Genomic DNA, 21356 nt, shown 5'->3' with positions numbered 1-21356 from the left:
CCCGGCCCGCACCCCGCACCCCCCGCCGGACGGGCGGCGCGGGGTGCGGCCGCGTCAGCCCTTGAGCGCCGCGAGGCGGGCCTCGATCTCCGCGCTGTCGCCGAGCGCGTCCAACTGCTCGAACTGCGCGTCCAGCGAGGAGGCGGCCAGCTCCTGCTTGCCCATCGCCTTCGCCTCCTCCCGGCGCACCTTGTCCTCGAAACGGCTCAGCTCGCTCGTCGGATCCAGGACGTCGATGTCCTTCACCGCGTCCATCATCCGGTTCTGCGCCTGCGCGGACGCGGAGCGGGCCACCAGCTCGTCGCGCTTCGCCTTCAGTTCGCCGAGCTTGTTCCCCATCTGGTCGAGCCCGCGCTTGAGCTTCTCCACCACCTCGGTCTGGGAGGCGATCGTCGGTTCGGCCGTCCGCGCCTCCTTCTCCGACTGGAGCTGCCGGCCCAGCGCCACCTTCGCCAGGTTGTCGAACCGGTCCGCGTCCGCCGTCTGCCCCGAGGTCCGCAGCCCGTCCGCCTTCCGGCTGGCGGCCAGCGCCTTCTCGCCCCACTCCTTGGCGGCGTCCACGTCCTCCTGGTGGTCCTGCTCCATCAGCCGCAGATTGCCGATGGTCGTCGCCACGGCCTCCTCCGCCTCCGCGATGTTGCTCGTGTAGTCGCGGATCAGCTGGTCCAGCATCTTCTGCGGATCCTCGGCCTGGTCGAGCAGGGCGTTGACGTTCGCCTTCGCCAGCTGGGCGACACGGCCGAGGATCGTCTGCTTCGTCATGGTCCTTCTCCTTGCGCGCGAATGGTCGACAGGTTCAGAAACGGCCGCCGCCGCCCCGCCGGCCGCGGGTGCCCCCACCGCCGAAGCTGCCGGGCCCGCCCCCGCCGCCCGTCCCCCCGAAGCCACCGCCCCCCATGCCACCCATGCCTCCGAAGCCGCCCAGGCCGCCGCCTCCCCGGCCGCCGCCGAAGAGCCCGCCGAGGATGATCCCGCCGAGCACCGCGCCGCCGAGACCACCGCCCCCTCCTCCCGGGCCGGCGAAACCGCCGCCCGCCGGGCCGCCCGGACCGTGCGGATTCCCGTACGTACGGACGTCCTGCTCGGCCAGCTCCTGCGCCCGCCGGGCCAGCGCGTCCGCCTGCCGGGCCTCCGCGAGCGCGCCCTGCGGATCCTCGGCGGCGAGCGCCTGCGCCTCCGCGAGCCGGCGCTGCGCCTCGGTCAGTCGGGTACGGGCCTCACTGCCCACCGCGCCCCGGTGCGTCGTGACGTAGTCGGTGGCCGCGCCGATCGCCGAACGGGCCGTCAGGAGCGCCTGCTCCAGGAGCGCACGGGCCCGCCGTGACCCCGACTCCCGCTCCCGCGCGCCCTCCAACGCCTCGTCGAGCGCGCCGTCGGCCTCCTCGACCCGGCGAAGCGCGTCGATCGGGTCGTAGCGGCCCGCCTCCGTCATCCGCCGCACATCGGCGACGACGGACTCCGCCCGCGCGATACGACCCCGCAGATCGGCGGTGGAGACCCCCTCCGCCGTGCCCTGGAGCAGACCGCGGGCATCGGCGAGGTCGGCCTCGGTCTCGCTCAGCGCCGTGTCCAGCCTGCCGACCGCCTCGGCCAGCTCCCGCGCCCGCCGGTCCACCGCCTCGCTCAGCCGGGCCGCCTGGTCGACGGCGCTCTCCGCCGCCCTGATGTGCACGGCCGCGGCGCCGTGGTCGCCCGCGTCGACGGCCTGCCGGGCCTGGTCGAGGTTGGCCGTGGCGAACACCAGCCGGTCCTTGGCCTGCTCGACGTCGCTCCCGACGGGGGAGGCCGCCGACTCGGCGTACCGGCCGCGCATCGCGGTCAGCGCCGCCTCCGCCGTGACGACCCGCCCGGACTGCTCCCGGCACGCGGCCTCGACCGCGGCGAGCGCCTCGGGGGCCCGGCGTTCCAGGTCCCGCAGCCGGTCGAAGTCCTCGGACTCGCCGTCGAGCCGGGCGTTCGCCTCGCCGCACCGCCGGAGGATCTCCTCCAGCATGGAGCGGCGGGTCGCGTCGTCCTCCGGGAACGCGTCGTCGAGCCGCTGGCGCAGCCGGAACGCGGCCGTCAGCTCCTCCTGCGCGAACGCGACGGCCTCGGTGAACGGCTCGACCGCCTCCTCGCCGAACTGGGCGGTCGCGAAGCCGAGCTCCTCCCGGCTGGTGCGCAGCGCGTCGTCGGTGGCCACCAGCGTCCGGCGGGACTGGCCGTCCAGCTCGGACAGCGACGGCGCGGCGGGCTTCCTCGGCGCCCCCGGCCCCGCGCCCTCGCCCCAGCCCGGGGCGCCGCCCCCGCCGGGAGCGTCCCCGCCCGGCTCCCTCGCGCCCCAGCCCTCCCGGCCGCCCGCCGGGGCCGTACGGGTCGCGGTGCGCCGGCGCCGCTTGGTGTACGCGTACGCCACCACGGCCCCCGCGCCGCCGACGAGGACGACCGGGAGCACCAGGTCCGTCGCCCAGCCGCTTCCGTCGTCCGCGCCCCCGGGATCGGCGGCCCCGGGCGTGATCGTGGGCGTGGGCACCGGCCGTCCGGCGAGCACGGCGTCGAAGCCGTTCGCCGCGCCGATCGCCGCCCCCGCCCAGTCGTTCTGCCGCAGCGCGGGCTCCACGGCGGTCCGCGCCACGTCGTCGAGCTGGGCCTGGGTGAGGCGCGCGTCGGGGTCGGCCGAGTAGCCGTACTGCCGGTCGTGCGTGGCGACCGCGAGCAGGACGTCGTCGACGCCCAGGCCGTTGCGGACGGCGGTGGCGTCGGCCCAGTCCTGGGCGGAGCGGCCGGAGAAGTCGCGGACGTAGACGACGAAGAGCTGCACGCGCCGGTCGTCGTAGAGGCGGTCGAGCGCCCGGGTGACCGCGCTCCGGCGGTCACCGAGCGCTCCCACCGTGTCGGTGACCTGCCCTTCGCGGGACAGGACGACGGGGTCGTCGGACCGTACGACAGGAGCTACGGCAGGGGCTACGGCGGGGGAGTCGGCACGGGCGGCGGAGACGGCGGGCACGACCGGCCACCCCGCCGCCACCAGCGCCGCGAGCAGGATTCGGGTGGCTCTTCGCGTCACATGGGGAGGTTATGTCCCGTTCTGATCACCCGCGACCGGGCGGAACCCCGACCGCTGGGCAGGGCGTCACTGTCAGTGGCCACCCCTACGGTGGTGATCACGAGTACGGCGACCTTGGGGGCACGGGTGAGCGGACGCGTACGGAACTGGTGGCGGCGGGGACGGGGGCGGTGGATCGCCCTCGGCCTCGTCCTGCTGCTGGTCCTGCCACCGGTCGGCAGCGCCCTCGCGCTGCGGCTCAACTACGCGGGAGACCTGCGGCCCGGGACGCAGACCCGCGGCAAGGACGCGATCTGGCTGGGCCACGCCTGGGTGGACGGGCGGAAGAAGGACGCCGATCTCACGGCGTTCGCCGCGCGGATCAAGGACACAGGCATCCGTGACCTGTACGTCCACGCGGGCCCGCTTGAGCACGACGGCACCCTCCCCGCCGACCGCTACCCCCGCGCGAAGTGGCTGATCGAGGGCGTGCACCGGACGATGCCCGGAGTGCGGGTCCAGGCGTGGCTGGGCGACATCCTCGCCACCGAGGGCCCGGAGGGGCTGCGGCTGGAGGACGCCGGATCGCGGGCCGCGGTGGTCGGCTCGACGCGGCAGATCCTGGACGCCGGGTTCGACGGCGTCCACTTCGACCTGGAGCCGCTGCTCTCGGACGACCGGAACTACCTCTCCCTCCTCGACGACCTCGGTGAGCTGACCAGGGCCCGCAAGGTGCCGCTCTCGGTCGCCGCCCACCAGATCGACCCCCTGCCCGCCCTGCACGCGGTGAACGGCGCCGTGAGCGGCAGCGAGAAGTGGTGGTCCCAGCGGTTCTTCGGGGAGGTCGCCCGCCGGGTCGACCAGATAGCCGTCATGTCGTACGACACCTGGATGCCGCTGGAGGGGATGTACGGCGGCTACGTCGCGCAGCAGACCAGCCTCGCCCTGGAGGTCACGCCCGACACCACCGACCTGCTGATGGGCCTGCCGTTCTTCCACGAGGACGACCTCGGCCACCACGAGTCGGCGGAGACCGTCGAGGCCGCGATCCGCGGCACCCGCCTGGGGCTGGGGCGCACGGACCCGGGCCGGGCGCGGTTCGGCGTCGCGCTCTACGTCGACTTCGCCGCGCGGGAGGGGGACTGGACGGCGTACCGCGAGGGCTGGCACTGAGTCCCGGTCGGCGGACTGCCCCGCCGACCCGAGCCCCCGCCGCCCCGCACCCATCCGACCCGCGCCCCGCCGACCAAGGCACCCCGGACGTCCGCGCCCGCACCGGAGCCGTCCGGTCGGCGGTTGGGCCGCACGGGTGGGCTTGAGCGGCCGTGTCGCCGTGTCGCCGGGAACGGCGCGGCTCCTTCCTCTTCAGTGGATGAGCAATAGGTGTGATCATCGCCAAATGCCATAAAACTGGACGAAGGGGTACAAGTCATGTCCCAAGTCGGCGCCCCTCGCGGGAGGACATGCTCCAGGAGCCCCCGCTCCCGCACACTCGCCTCCGTCGCCACGCTCACCAGTGCGGTGCTCGCCGTCTCCGTGCTGGCCGGCTGCAGCTCCGGCGACGACGCCGACTCCTCGTTGGTCGCCGCCCCGGACCACGCACCCGCCGCGCGCGCCCGGGTCGACGACGGCGGCACTCTGCGCTGGGCCGTGGACGCGCTGCCCGCCACCCTCAACACCTTCCAGGCGGACGCCGACGCGGCGACCACCCGCGTCACCCAGGCCGTGCTCCCCTCCCTCTACGTCCTCGACGAGCGCGGCCGGCCGCAGCGCAACCCGGACTTCCTGGAGTCCGCGCAGATCATCGAGACGGAGCCGAAGCAGGTCGTCCTCTACAAGCTCAACCAGCAGGCGGTGTGGAGCGACGGCCGGGAGGTCGGCGCCCCCGACTTCGTGGCCCAGTGGCGCGCGCTGAGCGGCCGTGACACGGCGTACTGGACGGCCCGCAACGCCGGGTACGAGCGGATCGAGAAGATCGAGCGCGGCAAGAACGACCTGGAGGTACGGGTCACCTACGCCAAGCCGTACGCCGACTGGCAGTCCCTCTTCACCCCTCTCTACCCGAAGGAGGTGATGGGGTCCCCCGACAGCTTCAACGACGGCGCCCGCGCCGCGCTCAAGACGACCGCGGGACCGTTCCTGCTCGGGCCCGTCGACCGTGACGCGGGCACCGTCACCCTCTCCCGCAACCCCCGCTGGTGGGGCCAGCCGGCCAAGCTGGACAAGGTGGTCCTGCGGGCCGTGCCCCGCGCGGAGCGGGTCGAGGCGATGGCCGCCGGCAACCTCGACCTGGCCGAGATCGACCGCTCCACCGCCGACCGGATCGCCCTGGCGGTCAAGGACGCCCGGTCCGGCCAGCACGGAAGCCGGCCGCTTCTGCACGGGCCCGGCGCCGCGATCACCCCGTCGGCGGCCCTGAAGTCCTGGGCGCTCGCGCACGGCTCCGACGAGGAGCAGGCGGCCACGGTCCAGGCGGCCCGCGAGAAGAACCGGCAGGCCGTCGCGCGGTACGCGAAGGAGCAGGGCGCCCTGAGCGCGTTCGCCGTACGCAAGTCCCTGGAGCCCGTCTACACCCAGCTCTCGCTGAACGGCGAGTCCGGGCCCCTCTCCGACGAGCGGGTACGGCGGGCGGTGGCCCGGGCGATCGACCGCCAGGCCCTGGCCGAATTCGTGCTCAAGCCGCTCGGGCTGCCGGCCCAGCCGCCCGGCAGCCACCTGGCCCTGGCCGGGCAGGCGGCGTACAAGGACAGCAGCGAGGCGCTGGGCGGCCAGGACACCGAGGAGGCGCGCGCGCTCCTCGCGGACGCCGGCTGGGTGCCCGGCGGTGCCGCCACGAAGCCGGGCGGGACGAAGGCGGGCAGCGAGGCGGAGAAGAAGAAGGGGACGGCCTCGGCCTCCGCCACGGCGGACGCCGAGAAGAAGCCGGCCGAGAAGGCACCGGCCGCCGAGAAGAAGCCGGCGGAGAAGAAGCCGGCGGGCGCGACGCCCATGGAGGGGAAGCCGACCGCCGCCTCGAAGACGGCGGAGAAGAACCCGGGGGAGAAGACCGACGGCGCCCGGCCGCCGGCTGGGAAGCCCGCGGCCGACGCCGCCTCCGACGAGGGCCTTTACATCGTCGGCGACGACAAGCCGGGCGGCACGGCGGCCTCCTCGGACGACAAGGCCCGCACGGCCGACGACAAGGCCCCCCGGGCCGCCGAGCCCGCGCTCGCCGCGACCGGACCCGGGAGCGGTGTCGACATCCTCGCCCCCGCCCCCGGCGCGGCCCTGCAGAACGTGGCCCTGCTCCGCCAGGCCGCCTCCCTGGGCGCCGCCCGCCGGGCCGCCGGGACCGAAGCCGGCACGGCGACCGAGTCGAAGGCACAGGCCCAGCGGTCCGACCGGGCCACCACCACCGACAAGGGCGTCGCCGGGGCCTACGCCCCGCGCGGCACCGCGGCCCCGGCCGTGCCGGCGGCCGCCGTCCAGCCCCTCGGCAAGGACGGCAAGGCGCTCAGTCTCCGCTTCGTCCTTCCCTCGGGACCGGGCTCGGAGACGCTCCGGGCGGTCGGCGACAAGATCGTCCAGATGCTCGACGTGGTGGGCATCCGCACCACGGTGACCAAGGTCTCCGACGACAGCTTCTTCAAGGACCACATCGCGTCGGGGGAGTACGACCTGGCGCTCTACTCCTGGCCCGCCACGGCCTTCCCGGCCACCGACGCCCGGCCGATCTTCGCCAAGCCCGAGCCCGCATCGGACGGATCCCTGTTGGTCGAGCAGAACTACGCCCGCGTCGGCACCGACCGCATCGACCAGTTGTTCGACCAGGCGGTGGCCACGCTCGACGAAGAGGAGGCCCGGGAGCTGGTCCGTCAGGCCGACGCCCGGATCTGGGCCGCTGCAGGATCGATTCCCCTCTATCAGCGCCCCCAGCTCGTCGCCGCGCGGAACAACGTCGTGAACGCGGGAGCCTGGGGCTTCGCGACGCCGCGCTACCAGGACATCGGGTTCAAGAAGCCCGAAACGGCCAAGGGCGCCGAGCGCAATACCAAGAAGTAGCGGAAAGAGGCTGGTCACAACCTCATATGCAGCTCAACTTCCTTGCCCGCCGGTGCTCCCGGCGGGCAGGATCACCATCGGCCCCTTGACCCGGCCGGCTGTATCCGCACTCCGCACCCCCAGTGCACCGGCACCACGGCACCATCACACTCCGGAGGCATTCCCGAACCTCCGGTCGAACCTCTCGGATCCGGTCGGGGAAGCCCCTTGCATGGCGGCCCCGTACCATGGGACGTAGCCGTGGCGCGTCCGCCCGGCGGGCGTAAGAGGAACCGACGCCGCATCCCACGATCCGAGAGAAGCGCAAGCACCCATGCCCACGCGCCACGACATCCGTAACGTCGCCATCGTCGCCCACGTCGACCATGGCAAGACGACCATCGTCGACGCCATGCTCAAGCAGGCCGGTGCCTTCGCCGCCCACCAGCAGCTCGACGACCGCATGATGGACTCGAACGACCTGGAGCGTGAGAAGGGCATCACGATCCTCGCCAAGAACACGGCGGTGAAGTATCACCCCAAGGACGGCGGGGCCCCGATCACGATCAACATCATCGACACCCCGGGCCACGCCGACTTCGGTGGCGAGGTCGAGCGCGGTCTGTCGATGGTCGACGCGGTCGTCCTCCTCGTGGACGCCTCCGAGGGTCCGCTCCCGCAGACCCGTTTCGTGCTGCGCAAGGCCCTCCAGCAGCGCAAGCCCGTCATCCTCTGCATCAACAAGACGGACCGCCCGGACTCCCGGATCGACGAGGTCGTCAACGAGACCTACGACCTCTTCCTCGACCTGGACGCGGACGAGGACCAGATCGAGTTCCCGATCGTCTACGCCTGCGGTCGTGACGGCGTCGCCTCGCTGACCAAGCCGGAGAACGGCACCGTCCCCGCCGACTCCACCAACCTGGAGCCGTTCTTCTCCGCCATCCTGGAGCACGTCCCGGCCCCGGTGTACGACGAGGAGGCCCCGCTCCAGGCCCACGTCACCAACCTGGACGCCGACAACTTCCTCGGCCGCATCGCGCTGCTCCGCGTCGAGCAGGGCGAGCTGCGCAAGGGCCAGACGGTCGCGTGGATCAAGCGTGACGGCACCATCTCCAGCGTCCGCATCACCGAGCTGATGATGACCGAGGCGCTCACCCGCAAGCCGGCCGAGGTCGCCGGCCCCGGTGACATCTGCGCCGTCGCCGGTATCCCGGACATCATGATCGGCGAGACGCTGGCCGACCCGGAGAACCCGATCGCGCTGCCGCTGATCACGGTCGACCAGCCGGCGATCTCCATGACCATCGGTACCAACACCTCGCCGCTCGTCGGCCGCGGTGGCACCGGCAAGGGCGCGGACGCCAAGTCCGCCGTGAAGGACCGCAAGGTCACCGCCCGCCAGGTGAAGGACCGTCTGGACCGCGAGCTGATCGGTAACGTCTCGCTGCGCGTCCTCGACACCGAGCGTCCGGACGCCTGGGAGGTCCAGGGCCGTGGTGAGCTGGCGCTCGCCATCCTGGTCGAGCAGATGCGCCGTGAGGGCTTCGAGCTGACCATCGGCAAGCCGCAGGTCGTCACCAAGCTCGTCGACGGCAAGGTCCACGAGCCGGTCGAGCGTCTGACGGTCGACGTGCCCGAGGAGCACATGGGCGCGGTCACGCAGCTCATGGGCGTCCGCAAGGGCCGCATGGACAACATGTCGAACCACGGCTCCGGCTGGGTCCGCATGGAGTTCGTCGTCCCGTCCCGCGGCCTCATCGGCTTCCGTACAGAGTTCCTCACCAACACCCGCGGTACGGGTATCGCGCACTCCATCCACGAGGGCCACGAGCCGTGGTTCGGCACCCTGACGACCCGTAACAACGGCTCGCTGGTCGCCGACCGCGCGGGCGCGGTCACCGGGTTCGCGATGACCAACCTGCAGGAGCGCGGCGTCCTCTTCGTCGACCCGGGCACCGAGGTCTACGAAGGCATGATCGTCGGCGAGAACTCCCGCGCCGACGACATGGACGTCAACATCACCAAGGAGAAGAAGCTCACCAACATGCGCTCCTCCTCGGCGGACTCCTTCGAGGCGATCGTCCCGCCGCGCAAGCTCTCCCTGGAGCAGTCCCTGGAGTTCTGCCGCGACGACGAGTGCGTCGAGGTGACTCCGGAGGCCGTGCGCATCCGGAAGGTCGTCCTGGACCAGAAGGAGCGCGGCCGCACCGCCTCGCGCGCCAAGCACAACTGACGCTGAACGGCGCCTTCCGCTTATAACACGCCGGTTGACGCCGTCTCACCGCAAGGCCCGGGCCCCCGCAGACACTGTGGGGGCCCGGGCCTTTCGTCAAGTCGATTTTGTGGGCACCCTGTCCGGATATCGGCCGTCGCTCTCCGGAACGTGTGTTAACGGTCCGTTTCGCGGGTGTCTGTCTGTGATCGCTTTGTCCGGATTTCGGTCTCATGGCCCCTGGTGATGTTGCCAAAACGAGACCGCTTAAGTGTGGTTTACAGCCCTGACGTACTTAATAGTTGGCTCCATTGAGCTCGGGTCAATGGGTCACGCACTGTGGGGAGTGCCGACTCACGAGCACACTCAGGGCACTTGAGTGCAACGCCGTCAGGGGTGTCGGCGGACTCGGAGTGCCCTTCTTGTAGTGACTAAGTGGACTCATGAGGAGGAACCCATGCGCGGTGCCAAGAGCGCCAAGTGGGTAGTGGGCGCGATCGTCGTCGCCCTGGCAGCGACCGCCTGTGGCGGGGGCAAGGGCAGTGACGACTCTGCGTCGAAGGAGAAGGGCAAGCCCGCCGGCTACGTCTCGATCGACGTCGGTGAGCCGCAGAAGCCGCTGATCCCGGCCGACACCAACGAGTCGCAGGGCAGCTACGTGATCCAGTCGCTGTTCACCCAGCTTCTGGACTTCGACGCGCAGGGCAAGATCGTCTACACCAACGCCGAGTCGATCAAGACGACCGACTCGAAGACGTGGACGGTCAAGCTCAAGAGTGGCTGGAAGTTCCACGACGGCACCCCCGTCACGTCGAAGTCGTACGTCGACGCGTGGAACTGGTACGCCAACATCGAGAACAAGCAGCAGAACGCCTTCTGGTTCGAGGACATCGCCGGCTACGCCGACGTCCACCCGGACAAGGGTGCGCCGAAGAAGAAGGAGATGTCCGGTCTGAAGATCGTGGACGACACGACCTTCACGATCGAGCTCACCAACGCCGTCCCGTACTTCGAGTACAAGCTCGGCTACACCACCTGGGCGCCGCTGCCGGAGTCCTTCTACAAGGACCCCAAGGCGTTCGGCCAGAAGCCGATCGGCAACGGTCCCTACATCTTCGAGAAGTGGGACCACAAGAAGCTCATCAAGGTCAAGGCCAACCCTGACTACCTCGGCCCGAACAAGGCCAAGAACAAGGGTGTCCTCTTCAAGAACTACGCGACCGTCGAGGCCGCGTACCAGGACCTCCTCTCCGGCAACCTGGACATGATCCGCCAGGTCGGCCCGAAGGACCTGCCGAAGTACAAGTCGGACCTCGGCGACCGCGCGATCGAGCAGCAGTACGCGGCCATCCAGAGCCTCGTGCCGACCTTCTACTCGAAGACCTTCAAGGGCATCAACCCGAAGGTCCTCCAGGGTCTCTCGATGGGCATCGACCGCGAGACGATCACCAAGACCGTTCTCAACGGCACCCGCAAGCCGGCCACGAGCTTCATCCCCGAGGGTGTCGCCGGCAAGCAGGACCTCGGCAGCGACGTCTTCACCTTCAACCCGGCGAAGGCCAAGCAGCTCGTCACCGAGGGCGGCGGCGTTCCGGAGAACAAGATCTGGATCCAGTACAACGCCGACGGCGGCCACAAGGAGTGGATCACGGCCGTCTGCGAGTCGATCCGCAACTCCACCGGGGTGGACTGCGTCCCGGACGCGAAGCCGGACTTCCAGACCGACCTGGAAGCGCGTGACAACAACAAGGTCAAGTCGATGTACCGCGGTGGCTGGGTCGCCGACTACCCGGTGAACGTCAACTTCATGCGTGAGCTCTACGGCACCACCGCCGAGGCGAACAACGGTCGCTTCTCGGACCCCGAGGTCGACGCGGCGTTCAAGAAGGGCGACAACGCGAAGTCCCTGGAGGAGTCGATCAAGGCTTACCAGGAGGCCGAGAAGCTGGTCCTCACCAAGATGCCGGCCATCCCGCTGTGGGAGTACAAGATCAACGGTGGCCACTCGAAGGCTGTCGACAACGTGACCGTCGACTTCCACGGTGACCTCAACCTCACCGACGTCACCGTCAAGTAACGAGCCCACGGGCCCACCCCCACTCGGCCATCACCCGCCGGCGCGACCGGTGGTAGGCCCCCGGGGCCGATTCCCGCATCCAGGAACCGGCCCCGGGGGCCGCAGGTATTCATATCGGAGGCAAACATGGGGCGTTATGTCGCGCGGCGACTGCTCCAGATGATCCCGGTCTTCATCGGGTCAACCTTGCTGGTCTTCTCCATGATGTACGCGCTGCCCGGCGATCCCGTGCGCGCGCTCGCGGGCGAGCAGACCGTCGACCCGGCGCAGATCGCTGCGATGAAGAAGGACCTCGGACTCGACCAGCCGCTCCTGGTCCAGTACGGGAACTATCTCCTCAACCTGTTCCAGGGCGACTTCGGCACGCAGATCGCCAGCGGGGTACCGGTCGCGGACATCATCGCGGACGCGTTTCCCATCACGATCAGACTCACCCTGTTCGCCTTCACCTTCACCGCGCTCGTCGGTATCTCCCTCGGCGTCTTCGCCGGGCTGAAGGCCGACACGCTCCGGGACCGCGGTCTGCTGGTCCTGACCCTGCTCCTGATCTCCGTCCCCTCGTTCGTCCTCGGCTTCCTGGCGCAGTACTTCTTCGCGCACCAGCTCGGCTGGGTCGACCCGAACGTGAGCGCCCTGGCGGAGTGGAACGAGCTGATCCTTCCCGCCATCGTCCTCGGCTCGCTGTCGCTGGCGTACGTCGCCCGCCTCACCCGTACCTCGATCGCCGAGAACCTGCGCTCCGACTACATGCGCACCGCGGTGGCCAAGGGCCTGCCGAAGCGCCGCATCATCGGCGTCCACCTGATGCGCAACTCGATGATCCCCGTCGTCACCTTCCTGGGCACCGACCTCGGTGCCCTGATGGGCGGCGCGGTCGTCACCGAAGGCATCTTCAACGTCCAGGGCGTCGGCTACAACGTCTTCTCCGCCCTCAGGCACCGTGAGGGCGCCACCGTCGTGGGCATCGTGACCCTGATCGTGGTCGTCTATCTCGTCGCCAGCCTGCTCGTCGACCTGCTCTACGCGGTCCTGGACCCGAGGATCCGTTATGCCTGAGGCACTCAAGGAAGCCGTCAGCGAGCAGTCCGCGACGGGCGCGCCCGCCGCCAAGCCGGCCGAGAAGCAGGAGAAGCCGCGCAGCCTCTGGTCGGACGCCTGGCACGATCTCCGCCGGAACCCGATCTTCCTCGTCTCCTCGGTTCTGATCGTCGTCCTGCTGACCATGGCCGTGTTCCCCGGCCTGTTCACCAGCGCCGATCCGCGCCACGCGGACCTCGCCAAGCACTACCTCCAGAAGCCGAACTGGGGCAGCTTCTTCGGTGAGGACTGGTTCGGCTACGACATCCAGGGCCGCTCGATCTACGCGCGTGTCATCTACGGCGCCCGCGCCTCGATCTCCGTCGCCGTCGTCGTCACCGCGCTCGTCACCATCCTGGGCACGGTCGTCGGCATGATCGCCGGCTACTTCGGCGGCTGGATGGACACGCTCCTGTCCCGGGTCACGGACATCTTCTTCGGTGTCCCCTTCATCCTCGGCGCGATGGTCGTCCTGACCTCCTTCGAGGAGCGCAAGCTCTGGGTCGTCATCATCGCCCTGGCCTTCCTGGGCTGGACCTCGATCGCCCGGGTCGCCCGCGGCTCAGTGATCACCATCAAGCAGGCGGACTACGTCATGGCGGCCAAGGCGCTCGGCGCCTCCACCACGCGCATCCTGCTCCGGCACATCCTGCCGAACGCCATCGCCCCGGTCATCGTCGTCGCGACCATCGCGCTCGGCGGTTACATCTCGGCGGAGGCGACGCTCTCCTTCCTGGGCATCGGTCTCGCAGAGCCGACCGTCTCGTGGGGTGTCGACATCTCGTCCGGTCAGGAGCAGCTGCGCAACGCGGCCTTCGTCCTGATCATCCCGTCGGTCATGGTGTCGATCACCGTTCTGGCGTTCATCATGCTCGGCGATGCGGTCCGCAGCGCCCTCGACCCCAAGCTGCGCTGAGGAGGGCGTAAAACGTGACCACCATCGACAAGACGGCGACCGTTCCCGCGCCGCGAGACGGCGACGACCACAACGGGCCCCTGCTCGAAGTCCGTGACCTGCACGTGGAGTTCCACACCCGCGACGGTGTGGCCAAGGCGGTCAACGGTGTCAACTACTCCGTGAACGCGGGCGAGACGCTCGCCGTGCTCGGCGAGTCCGGCTCCGGCAAGTCCGTCACCGCGCAGGCCATCATGGGCATCCTCGACATGCCGCCCGGCAAGATCCCGCGGGGCGAGATCCTGTTCCGCGGCGAGGACATGCTGAAGATGTCCTACGAGGAGCGCCGGCAGATCCGCGGCCGGAAGATCGCCATGATCTTCCAGGACGCCCTGTCCTCCCTCAACCCGGTCCTCAACGTCGGCTACCAGCTCGGCGAGATGTTCCGGGTGCACCACGGCCTCTCCAAGAAGGAGGCCAAGGCCAAGGCCATCGAGCTGATGGACCGGGTCAAGATCCCCGCCGCCGCGGCGCGGGTGAACGACTACCCCCACCAGTTCTCCGGCGGTATGCGCCAGCGCATCATGATCGCCATGGCGCTCGCCCTGGAGCCCGACCTGATCATCGCGGACGAGCCCACCACGGCGCTCGACGTGACCGTCCAGGCCCAGGTCATGGACCTCCTCGCGGAGCTCCAGCAGGAATACAACATGGGCCTGATCCTGATCACCCACGACCTCGGCGTCGTCGCCGACGTCGCGGACAAGATCGCGGTCATGTACGCGGGCCGGATCGTCGAGACCGCCCCGGTCCACGAGCTGTACAAGCGCCCGGCCCACCCCTACACCCGCGGCCTGCTGGACTCGATCCCGCGCCTGGACCAGAAGGGCCAGGAGCTCTACGCGATCAAGGGCCTGCCGCCCAACCTGCTCCGCGTGCCCGCCGGCTGCGCCTTCAACCCGCGCTGCCCCAAGGCCGAAGACATCTGCCGCACCGAGATCCCGGCGCTCGCGCCGGTGTCCGAGCGGGACGGCACGGAGCTGCCCGGCCGTGGCAGCGCCTGCCACTTCTGGAAGGAGACGATCCATGGCTGAGCTCGGCAAGAAGGACGACGCCGTGGACGCGACCCCGAACGTCACCGAGGTGGAGACGGTCGACGCGGCCACCGAGGCGGAGGCCGTAGCCGCCATCGAGGCTCCGGTCGAGCGCGGGGAGCCGATCCTCCAGGTGCGCAACCTGGTCAAGCACTTCCCGCTGACCCAGGGCATCCTGTTCAAGAAGCAGGTCGGCGCGGTCAAGGCCGTGGACGGGGTCTCCTTCGACCTCTACCAGGGCGAGACCCTCGGCATCGTCGGCGAGTCCGGCTGTGGCAAGTCCACCGTCGCCAAGCTGCTGATGAACCTGGAGCGCGCCACCGCGGGCGAGGTCTTCTACAAGGGCCAGGACATCACCCGGCTGTCCGGCCGCGCGCTGAAGGCCGTCCGCCGGAACATCCAGATGGTGTTCCAGGACCCGTACACCTCGCTCAACCCGCGCATGACCGTCGGTGACATCATCGGCGAGCCCTTCGACATCCACCCCGAGGTGGCCCCGAAGGGCGACCGGCGCCGCAAGGTGCAGGAGCTGCTCGATGTGGTCGGTCTGAACCCCGAGTACATCAACCGCTACCCGCACCAGTTCTCCGGCGGCCAGCGCCAGCGCATCGGCATCGCCCGCGGCCTCGCGCTCAACCCGGAGATCATCATCTGCGACGAGCCGGTCTCGGCCCTGGACGTCTCCGTCCAGGCGCAGGTCATCAACCTGATGGAGAAGCTGCAGGACGAGTTCAACCTCTCCTACGTCTTCATCGCGCACGACCTGTCGATCGTCCGGCACATCTCCGACCGGGTCGGCGTGATGTACCTCGGCAAGATGGCCGAGATCGGTACGGACACGCAGATCTACGACCACCCGACGCACCCCTACACCCAGGCGCTGCTGTCGGCGGTCCCCGTCCCGGACCCGGAGGCCCGCGCGCACCGCGAGCGGATCATCCTCACCGGTGACGTCCCCTCGCCGGCCAACCCGCCGTCGGGCTGCCGCTTCCGCACCCGCTGCTGGAAGGCGGAGGAGAAGTGCTCCGTCGAGGTGCCGGTCCTGGCGATCCCGGAGCGTTTCCAGGGGCAGGACACCCCGGCCGCGCACGAGTCGGCGTGCCACTTCGCCGAGGAGAAGGCCGTCCTGGTCAGCTGAGCCAGGTGGCCTGACCCGATCGGGTGACAGCGAGCCCCCGGTGCCCTTCGCGGCGCCGGGGGCTCGCCGTATTCGTACGGACGCGATAGACGTGCATAGGGGCGCAAAGGGGGTGATATTGGGGCCTACGTGAGATCCAGGACACTCAGGAGGCACCTCATGCGCGGAGCCACGCACGCCAAGTGGGCCGCTCTGGCCGCGGCCGTCGCCCTCACGGCCACGGCCTGTGGCGGCGGGAGCGACAGTGGCGGGAGTGGCGCCGACGGCATCGTGAGCTCCTCGTGGGGCGATCCGCAGAACCCCCTGGAGCCCGCCAACACCAACGAGGTGCAGGGCGGCAAGGTCCTCAACATGATCTTCCGCGGGCTGAAGAAGTACGACCCGAAGACCGGCGAGGCCACCGACATGCTGGCCCAGAAGATCGAGACGACCGACTCGGTCAACTTCACCGTCACCCTCAAGGACGGCTGGACCTTCTCCAACGGCGAGAAGGTCACCGCCGCGTCCTTCGTCGACGCCTGGAACTACGGCGCCCATCTGAAGAACAACCAGAAGAACGCCTACTTCTTCGGCTACATCGAGGGCTACGCCCAGGTCCACCCGGAGAAGGGCCGGCCGACGGCCGAGACCATGTCGGGCCTGAAGGTCGTCGACGACAAGACCTTCACGGTCAAGCTCAGCCAGAAGTTCTCCACCTTCCCCGAGACCCTCGGCTACGTCGCCTTCGCCCCGCTGCCCAAGGCGTTCTACGACGACCACGCCGCCTGGCTGTCCAAGCCCGTCGGCAACGGCCCGTACACCGTCGGCTCGTACTCCAAGGGCTCGCAGATGGAGCTGAAGCGCTGGGACGCCTACCCCGGCGCCGACAAGGCGCAGAACGGCGGAGTGACCCTCAAGGTCTACACCGACAACAACACCGCCTACACCGACCTGACGGCCGGGAACCTCGACCTCGTCGACGACGTCCCCGCCTCCCAGCTCAAGAACGTCCAGGCCGACCTGGGCGACCGTTACATCAACGTCCCCGCCGGCATCATCCAGACGCTCTCCATCCCGTTCTACGACCCCGCCTGGAACAAGCCCGGCCAGGAGAAGCTCCGGCAGGGCATCTCCCGGGCCATCAACCGGCAGCAGATCACCGACACGATCTTCCAGAAGACCCGCACCCCGGCCGTCGACTGGACCTCCCCGGTCCTCGGCGAGGAGGGCGGCTTCAAGGACGTCTGCGGCGACCTGTGCGTGTACGACGCGGCCGCGGCGAAGAAGCTGGTCGCCGAGGGCGGCGGCATCCCCGGCGGCACGATGAAGGTCTCGTACAACGCCGACACCGGCTCCCACAAGGAGTGGGTGGACGCCCTCTGCAACTCCGTCAACAACGCCCTCGGCAACAACCGGGCCTGCGTCGGCAACCCCGTCGGCACCTTCGCCGACTACCGCAACCAGGTCACCACCCAGAAGCTCAACGGCCCCTTCCGGGCCGGCTGGCAGATGGACTACCCCCTCATCCAGAACTTCCTCCAGCCGATGTACTACACCAACGCCTCCTCCAACGACGGCAAGTACACGAGCCCGGAGTTCGACAAGCTCGTCGACCAGGCCAACGCCGAGTCCGACACCGCGAAGGCCGTCCAGCTGTTCCAGCAGGCCGAGGAAGTCCTCCGCGACGACATGGGCGCCATCCCGCTCTGGTACCAGAACGGCAGCGCCGGCTACTCGGAGCGGATCTCGAACGTCGCGCTCGACCCGTTCAGCGTGCCCGTCTACAACGAGATCAAGGTCAACTGACGCAAGGGCAGCGGCGTACGGCCCGGCGGCACCCCCACGCCGGGCCGTACGCCTTCCCCCCACCCCCCGGAGCCCCCCATGGGTCGTTATGTGATCCGGCGTCTGCTGCAGATGATCCCGGTCTTCTTCGGCGCCACCCTGCTGATCTTCCTGATGGTCAACGTGATGGGCGACCCCATCGCCGGACTCTGCGGCGACCGCGCCTGCGACCCGGCCACCGCCGCCCAGCTACGGGCCGAGTTCGGCCTCGACAAGCCGGTCTGGCAGCAATACCTGACCTACATGGGCAACGTCTTCACCGGCGACTTCGGCACCGCCTTCAACGGCCAGCCGGTCACCGAGCTGATGGCCAACGCCTTCCCGGTCACCATCCGGCTCACCCTCGTCGCCATCGTCTTCGAGATCGTCATCGGCATCACCCTCGGCGTCGTCACCGGCCTGCGCCGCGGCCGCCCCGTCGACACCGGCGTGCTGCTGCTGACCCTCGTCGTCATCTCCGTGCCGACCTTCGTCACCGGCCTCCTGCTCCAGCTCCTCCTCGGCGTCGAATGGGGCTGGATCAAGCCGGCCGTCTCGCCCGAGGCCCCGCTCGACGAGCTCATCGTCCCCGGCCTCGTCCTCGCCTCCGTCTCGCTCGCCTACGTCACCCGGCTCACCCGGACCTCGATCGCCGAGAACAAACGCGCCGACTACGTCCGCACCGCCGTCGCCAAGGGCCTGCCGCGCCGCCGGGTCGTCACCCGCCACCTGCTGCGCAACTCGCTCATCCCCGTGGTCACCTTCATCGGCACCGACGTCGGCGCCCTGATGGGCGGAGCCATCGTCACCGAACGGATCTTCAACATCCACGGCGTCGGCTACCAGCTCTACCAAGGCATCGTCCGTCAGAACACCCAGACCGTCGTCGGCTTCGTGACCGTCCTCGTCCTCGTCTTCCTGGTGGCCAACCTGCTCGTCGACCTCCTCTACGCCGTCCTTGACCCGAGGATCCGCTATGCCTGAACGCCACGAGCCGTACGACGACGGACGCGCGATCGCCCACACCGGCGCCGGCGGCGGGACCGACCTCGCCATGGACGAGGGCGAGACCCTCGAGAAGACCCCCGGAGGCCCCCAGGGCACCGGCCCCGCCGACCGGCCGCGCTCCCTGTGGTCCGACGCCTGGCACGACCTGCGCCGCAACCCCGTCTTCCTCGTCTCCGCCCTCGTCATCCTCTTCCTGGTCGTCATCTCCGTCTGGCCCTCGCTCATCGCCTCCGGGGACCCCCTCGACTGCGACCTCGCCAAGGCCCAGGAAGGCTCCCAGCCCGGGCACCCCTTCGGCTTCAACGGCCAGGGCTGCGACGTCTACACCCGTACCGTGTACGGCGCCCGGACCTCCGTCGCCGTCGGCGTCCTCGCCACCCTCGGCGTCGCCGTCCTCGGCTCCGTCCTCGGCGGTCTCGCCGGCTTCTTCGGCGGCTTCTGGGACGCGATCCTCTCCCGCCTCACCGACATCTTCTTCGCCATCCCCGTCATCCTCGGCGGCCTCGTCCTGCTGTCGGTCGTCACCAGCAACACCATCTGGCCCGTCATCGGCTTCATGGTGCTCCTCGGCTGGCCCCAGCTCTCCCGGATCGCCCGCGGCTCCGTGATCACGGCCAAGCAGAACGACTACGTCCAGGCCGCCCGCGCCCTCGGCGCCTCACACTCCCGCATGCTGCTCCGCCACATCGCGCCCAACGCCCTCGCGCCGGTCATCGTCGTCGCGACCATCGCCCTCGGTACGTACATCTCGCTGGAGGCGACCCTGTCCTTCCTCGGCGTCGGCCTCAAACCCCCGACCGTCTCCTGGGGCATCGACATCTCCTCCGCCTCCCAGTACATCCGCAACGCCCCGCACATGCTGCTCTGGCCGGCGGGCGCGCTGGCCGTCACCGTGCTGGCGTTCATCATGCTCGGCGACGCGGTGCGCGACGCCCTCGACCCCAAGCTGAGGTAGGCGCCCATGCTGCTCGAAGTCCGTGACCTGCACGTGGAGTTCCACACCCGGGACGGGGTGGCCAAGGCGGTCAACGGCGTCGACTACTCCGTCGACGAGGGCGAGACGCTCGCCGTGCTCGGCGAATCCGGTTCCGGCAAGTCCGTCACCGCCCAGGCCGTCATGGGCATCCTCGACGTTCCGCCGGGCAGGATCACCCGGGGCGAGATCCTCTTCCAGGGCCAGGACCTGCTCACGCTCAAGGAAGAGGAGCGGCGGAAGATCCGCGGCGCCAAGATGGCGATGATCTTCCAGGACGCCCTCTCCTCGCTCAACCCCGTGATCAGCGTCGGCGACCAGCTCGGGGAGATGTTCCAGGTCCACCGCGGCATGTCCAGGAAGGACTCCCGCGCCAAGGCCGTCGAGCTCATGGACCGGGTCCGCATCCCGGCCGCGAAGGAACGCGTCGGCCAGTACCCGCACCAGTTCTCCGGCGGCATGCGCCAGCGCATCATGATCGCCATGGCGCTCGCCCTCGAACCCGAGCTGATCATCGCCGACGAGCCGACCACCGCCCTCGACGTCACCGTCCAGGCCCAGGTCATGGACCTGCTCGCCGAGCTCCAGCGCGAACTCCACATGGGCCTCATCCTCATCACCCACGACTTGGGCGTCGTCGCCGACGTCGCCGACAAGATCGCCGTCATGTACGCGGGCCGGATCGTCGAACACGCCCCCGTCCACGAGATCTACAAGTCGGCCGCCCACCCCTACACCAAGGGGCTCCTGGAATCGATCCCGCGCCTGGACCAGAAGGGCTCGGAGCTCTTCGCCATCAAGGGCCTGCCGCCCAACCTGCTCGCCATCCCGCCCGGCTGCGCCTTCAACCCCCGCTGCCCGCTGGCCCGCGACCGGTGCCGCACCGACGTCCCCCCGCTCTACGAGGTGACCGAGTCGCCGGTCCCGCGCGCGAGCGCCTGCCACTACTGGAAGGAATGCCTCCATGGCTGAGGTGCGGGACGAACCGATCCTCCGCGTCCGGGACCTGTACAAGCACTACCCGCTCACCCAGGGCGTCCTGATCAAGAAGCAGATCGGCGCCGTCAAGGCCGTCGACGGGGTCTCCTTCGACCTCCGGGCCGGCGAGACCCTCGGCATCGTCGGCGAGTCCGGCTGCGGCAAGTCCACCGTGGCGAAGATGCTGGTCAACCTGGAACGCCCGACGTCCGGCTCGATCCTCTACAAGGGCGAGGACATCACCACGATGTCCGCGAAGGCCCTGCGCGCGGTCCGCCGCAACATCCAGATGGTCTTCCAGGACCCGTACACCTCGCTCAACCCCCGCATGACCGTCGGCGACATCATCGGCGAGCCGTACGAGATCCACCCCGAGGTCGCCCCCAAGGGCTCGCGGCGCAAGAAGGTCCAGGACCTCCTCGACGTCGTGGGGCTCAACCCCGAGTACATCAACCGCTATCCGCACCAGTTCTCCGGCGGCCAGCGGCAGCGGATCGGGATCGCCCGCGGCCTCGCGCTCCAGCCGGAGATCATCGTCGCCGACGAGCCCGTCTCGGCGCTCGACGTCTCCGTGCAGGCCCAGGTCGTCAACCTCCTGGAACGCCTCCAGGCGGAGTTCTCCCTGTCGTACGTCTTCATCGCCCACGACCTGTCAATCGTGCGGCACATCTCCGACCGGGTCGGCGTGATGTACCTCGGCCGGATCGTCGAGATCGGCACCGACGCCGAGATCTACGACCACCCCACCCACCCCTACACCCAGGCGCTGCTCTCCGCCGTCCCCGTGCCGGACCCCGAGGCCCGCGCCCACCGCGAGCGGATCATCCTCACCGGTGACGTGCCCTCCCCGGCGAACATCCCTTCCGGCTGCCGCTTCCGCACCCGCTGCTGGAAGGCGCGGGAGCGCTGCGCCCTGGAGGTCCCGGAGCTGGCGGTGCCGGCCGTCTTCCGCCTGACGGAGAGCCCGGCGCGGCACGACTCGGCCTGCCACTTCGCGGAGGAGAAGCACGTGGTGCCGACGGACGACGAACGGGCCTGAACCCGGCGGTCCGG

At 69.8% G+C, this 21356-nt stretch carries 15 protein-coding genes; 13 read left to right on the top strand and 2 right to left on the bottom strand.

The window, feature by feature from the left end:
• Positions 1-54: 54 nt before the first annotated feature.
• Positions 55-762 carry a PspA/IM30 family protein gene (locus ACFZBD_RS13015; RefSeq protein ID WP_391139407.1) on the bottom strand — a complete coding sequence of 236 codons (708 nt, stop codon included), beginning with the start codon at positions 760-762 and terminating at the stop codon, positions 55-57.
• Between the two features lie 34 nt (positions 763-796).
• On the bottom strand, positions 797-3046 hold the full coding sequence (locus ACFZBD_RS13010) for a TPM domain-containing protein (protein WP_391139406.1): 2250 nt from the start codon (positions 3044-3046) through the stop codon (positions 797-799).
• On the opposite strand from ACFZBD_RS13010, the gene ACFZBD_RS13005 reads away from it, so the two are divergent.
• The 13 genes from ACFZBD_RS13005 (at position 3047) to ACFZBD_RS12945 (ending at position 21342) form a co-directional block, all read left to right on the top strand.
• The gene (locus ACFZBD_RS13005; protein ID WP_391139405.1) at positions 3047-4198 is read left to right on the top strand and encodes a hypothetical protein; all 1152 of its coding nucleotides are present in this window, start codon (positions 3047-3049) and stop codon (positions 4196-4198) included. It abuts the gene before it with no gap.
• Positions 4199-4456: 258 nt separating this feature from the next.
• On the top strand, positions 4457-7066 hold the full coding sequence (locus ACFZBD_RS13000) for an ABC transporter substrate-binding protein (RefSeq protein WP_391139404.1): 2610 nt from the start codon (positions 4457-4459) through the stop codon (positions 7064-7066).
• Between the two features lie 313 nt (positions 7067-7379).
• Positions 7380-9281 carry a translational GTPase TypA gene (gene typA, locus ACFZBD_RS12995; RefSeq protein ID WP_391139403.1) on the top strand — a complete coding sequence of 634 codons (1902 nt, stop codon included), beginning with the start codon at positions 7380-7382 and terminating at the stop codon, positions 9279-9281.
• 436 nt (positions 9282-9717) lie between these two features.
• Positions 9718-11337 (top strand): ABC transporter substrate-binding protein, encoded by a 1620-nt coding sequence (locus ACFZBD_RS12990; RefSeq protein ID WP_391139402.1) that lies wholly within the window; start codon positions 9718-9720, stop codon positions 11335-11337.
• A gap of 126 nt (positions 11338-11463) precedes the next feature.
• Complete coding sequence (locus ACFZBD_RS12985; protein ID WP_391139401.1) at positions 11464-12393, top strand: ABC transporter permease subunit; 930 nt, start codon at positions 11464-11466, stop codon at positions 12391-12393.
• Positions 12386-13330: an ABC transporter permease subunit gene (locus ACFZBD_RS12980; protein ID WP_391139400.1), complete on the top strand. Its 945-nt coding sequence runs from the start codon at positions 12386-12388 to the stop codon at positions 13328-13330. Before ACFZBD_RS12985 ends, ACFZBD_RS12980 begins: the two co-directional genes overlap by 8 nt.
• Before the next feature lie 14 nt (positions 13331-13344).
• A complete protein-coding gene (locus ACFZBD_RS12975) occupies positions 13345-14403 on the top strand; it encodes an oligopeptide/dipeptide ABC transporter ATP-binding protein (RefSeq protein WP_391139399.1) in 1059 nt (352 codons plus the stop codon).
• Complete coding sequence (locus ACFZBD_RS12970; RefSeq protein WP_391139398.1) at positions 14396-15541, top strand: dipeptide ABC transporter ATP-binding protein; 1146 nt, start codon at positions 14396-14398, stop codon at positions 15539-15541. The genes ACFZBD_RS12975 and ACFZBD_RS12970 overlap by 8 nt, the downstream gene beginning before the upstream one ends.
• Before the next feature lie 159 nt (positions 15542-15700).
• Positions 15701-17326 (top strand): ABC transporter substrate-binding protein, encoded by a 1626-nt coding sequence (locus ACFZBD_RS12965; RefSeq protein WP_391139397.1) that lies wholly within the window; start codon positions 15701-15703, stop codon positions 17324-17326.
• 78 nt (positions 17327-17404) lie between these two features.
• On the top strand, positions 17405-18328 hold the full coding sequence (locus tag ACFZBD_RS12960; RefSeq protein ID WP_391139396.1) for an ABC transporter permease subunit: 924 nt from the start codon (positions 17405-17407) through the stop codon (positions 18326-18328).
• Complete coding sequence (locus ACFZBD_RS12955) at positions 18321-19307, top strand: ABC transporter permease subunit (RefSeq protein ID WP_391139395.1); 987 nt, start codon at positions 18321-18323, stop codon at positions 19305-19307. Before ACFZBD_RS12960 ends, ACFZBD_RS12955 begins: the two co-directional genes overlap by 8 nt.
• Before the next feature lie 6 nt (positions 19308-19313).
• Positions 19314-20297 (top strand): oligopeptide/dipeptide ABC transporter ATP-binding protein, encoded by a 984-nt coding sequence (locus tag ACFZBD_RS12950; RefSeq protein ID WP_391139394.1) that lies wholly within the window; start codon positions 19314-19316, stop codon positions 20295-20297.
• Positions 20290-21342, top strand: coding sequence for a dipeptide ABC transporter ATP-binding protein (locus tag ACFZBD_RS12945; RefSeq protein ID WP_391139393.1), 1053 nt, complete (start codon positions 20290-20292; stop codon positions 21340-21342). Before ACFZBD_RS12950 ends, ACFZBD_RS12945 begins: the two co-directional genes overlap by 8 nt.
• Positions 21343-21356: the final 14 nt, after the last annotated feature.

The organism is Streptomyces sp. NPDC008121 (assembly GCF_042957155.1).
Taxonomy (GTDB): Bacteria; Actinomycetota; Actinomycetes; order Streptomycetales; family Streptomycetaceae; genus Streptomyces.
The sequence above is the reverse complement of the archived record's forward strand: the minus strand, read 5'-3'. Positions and strand labels throughout refer to the sequence as shown.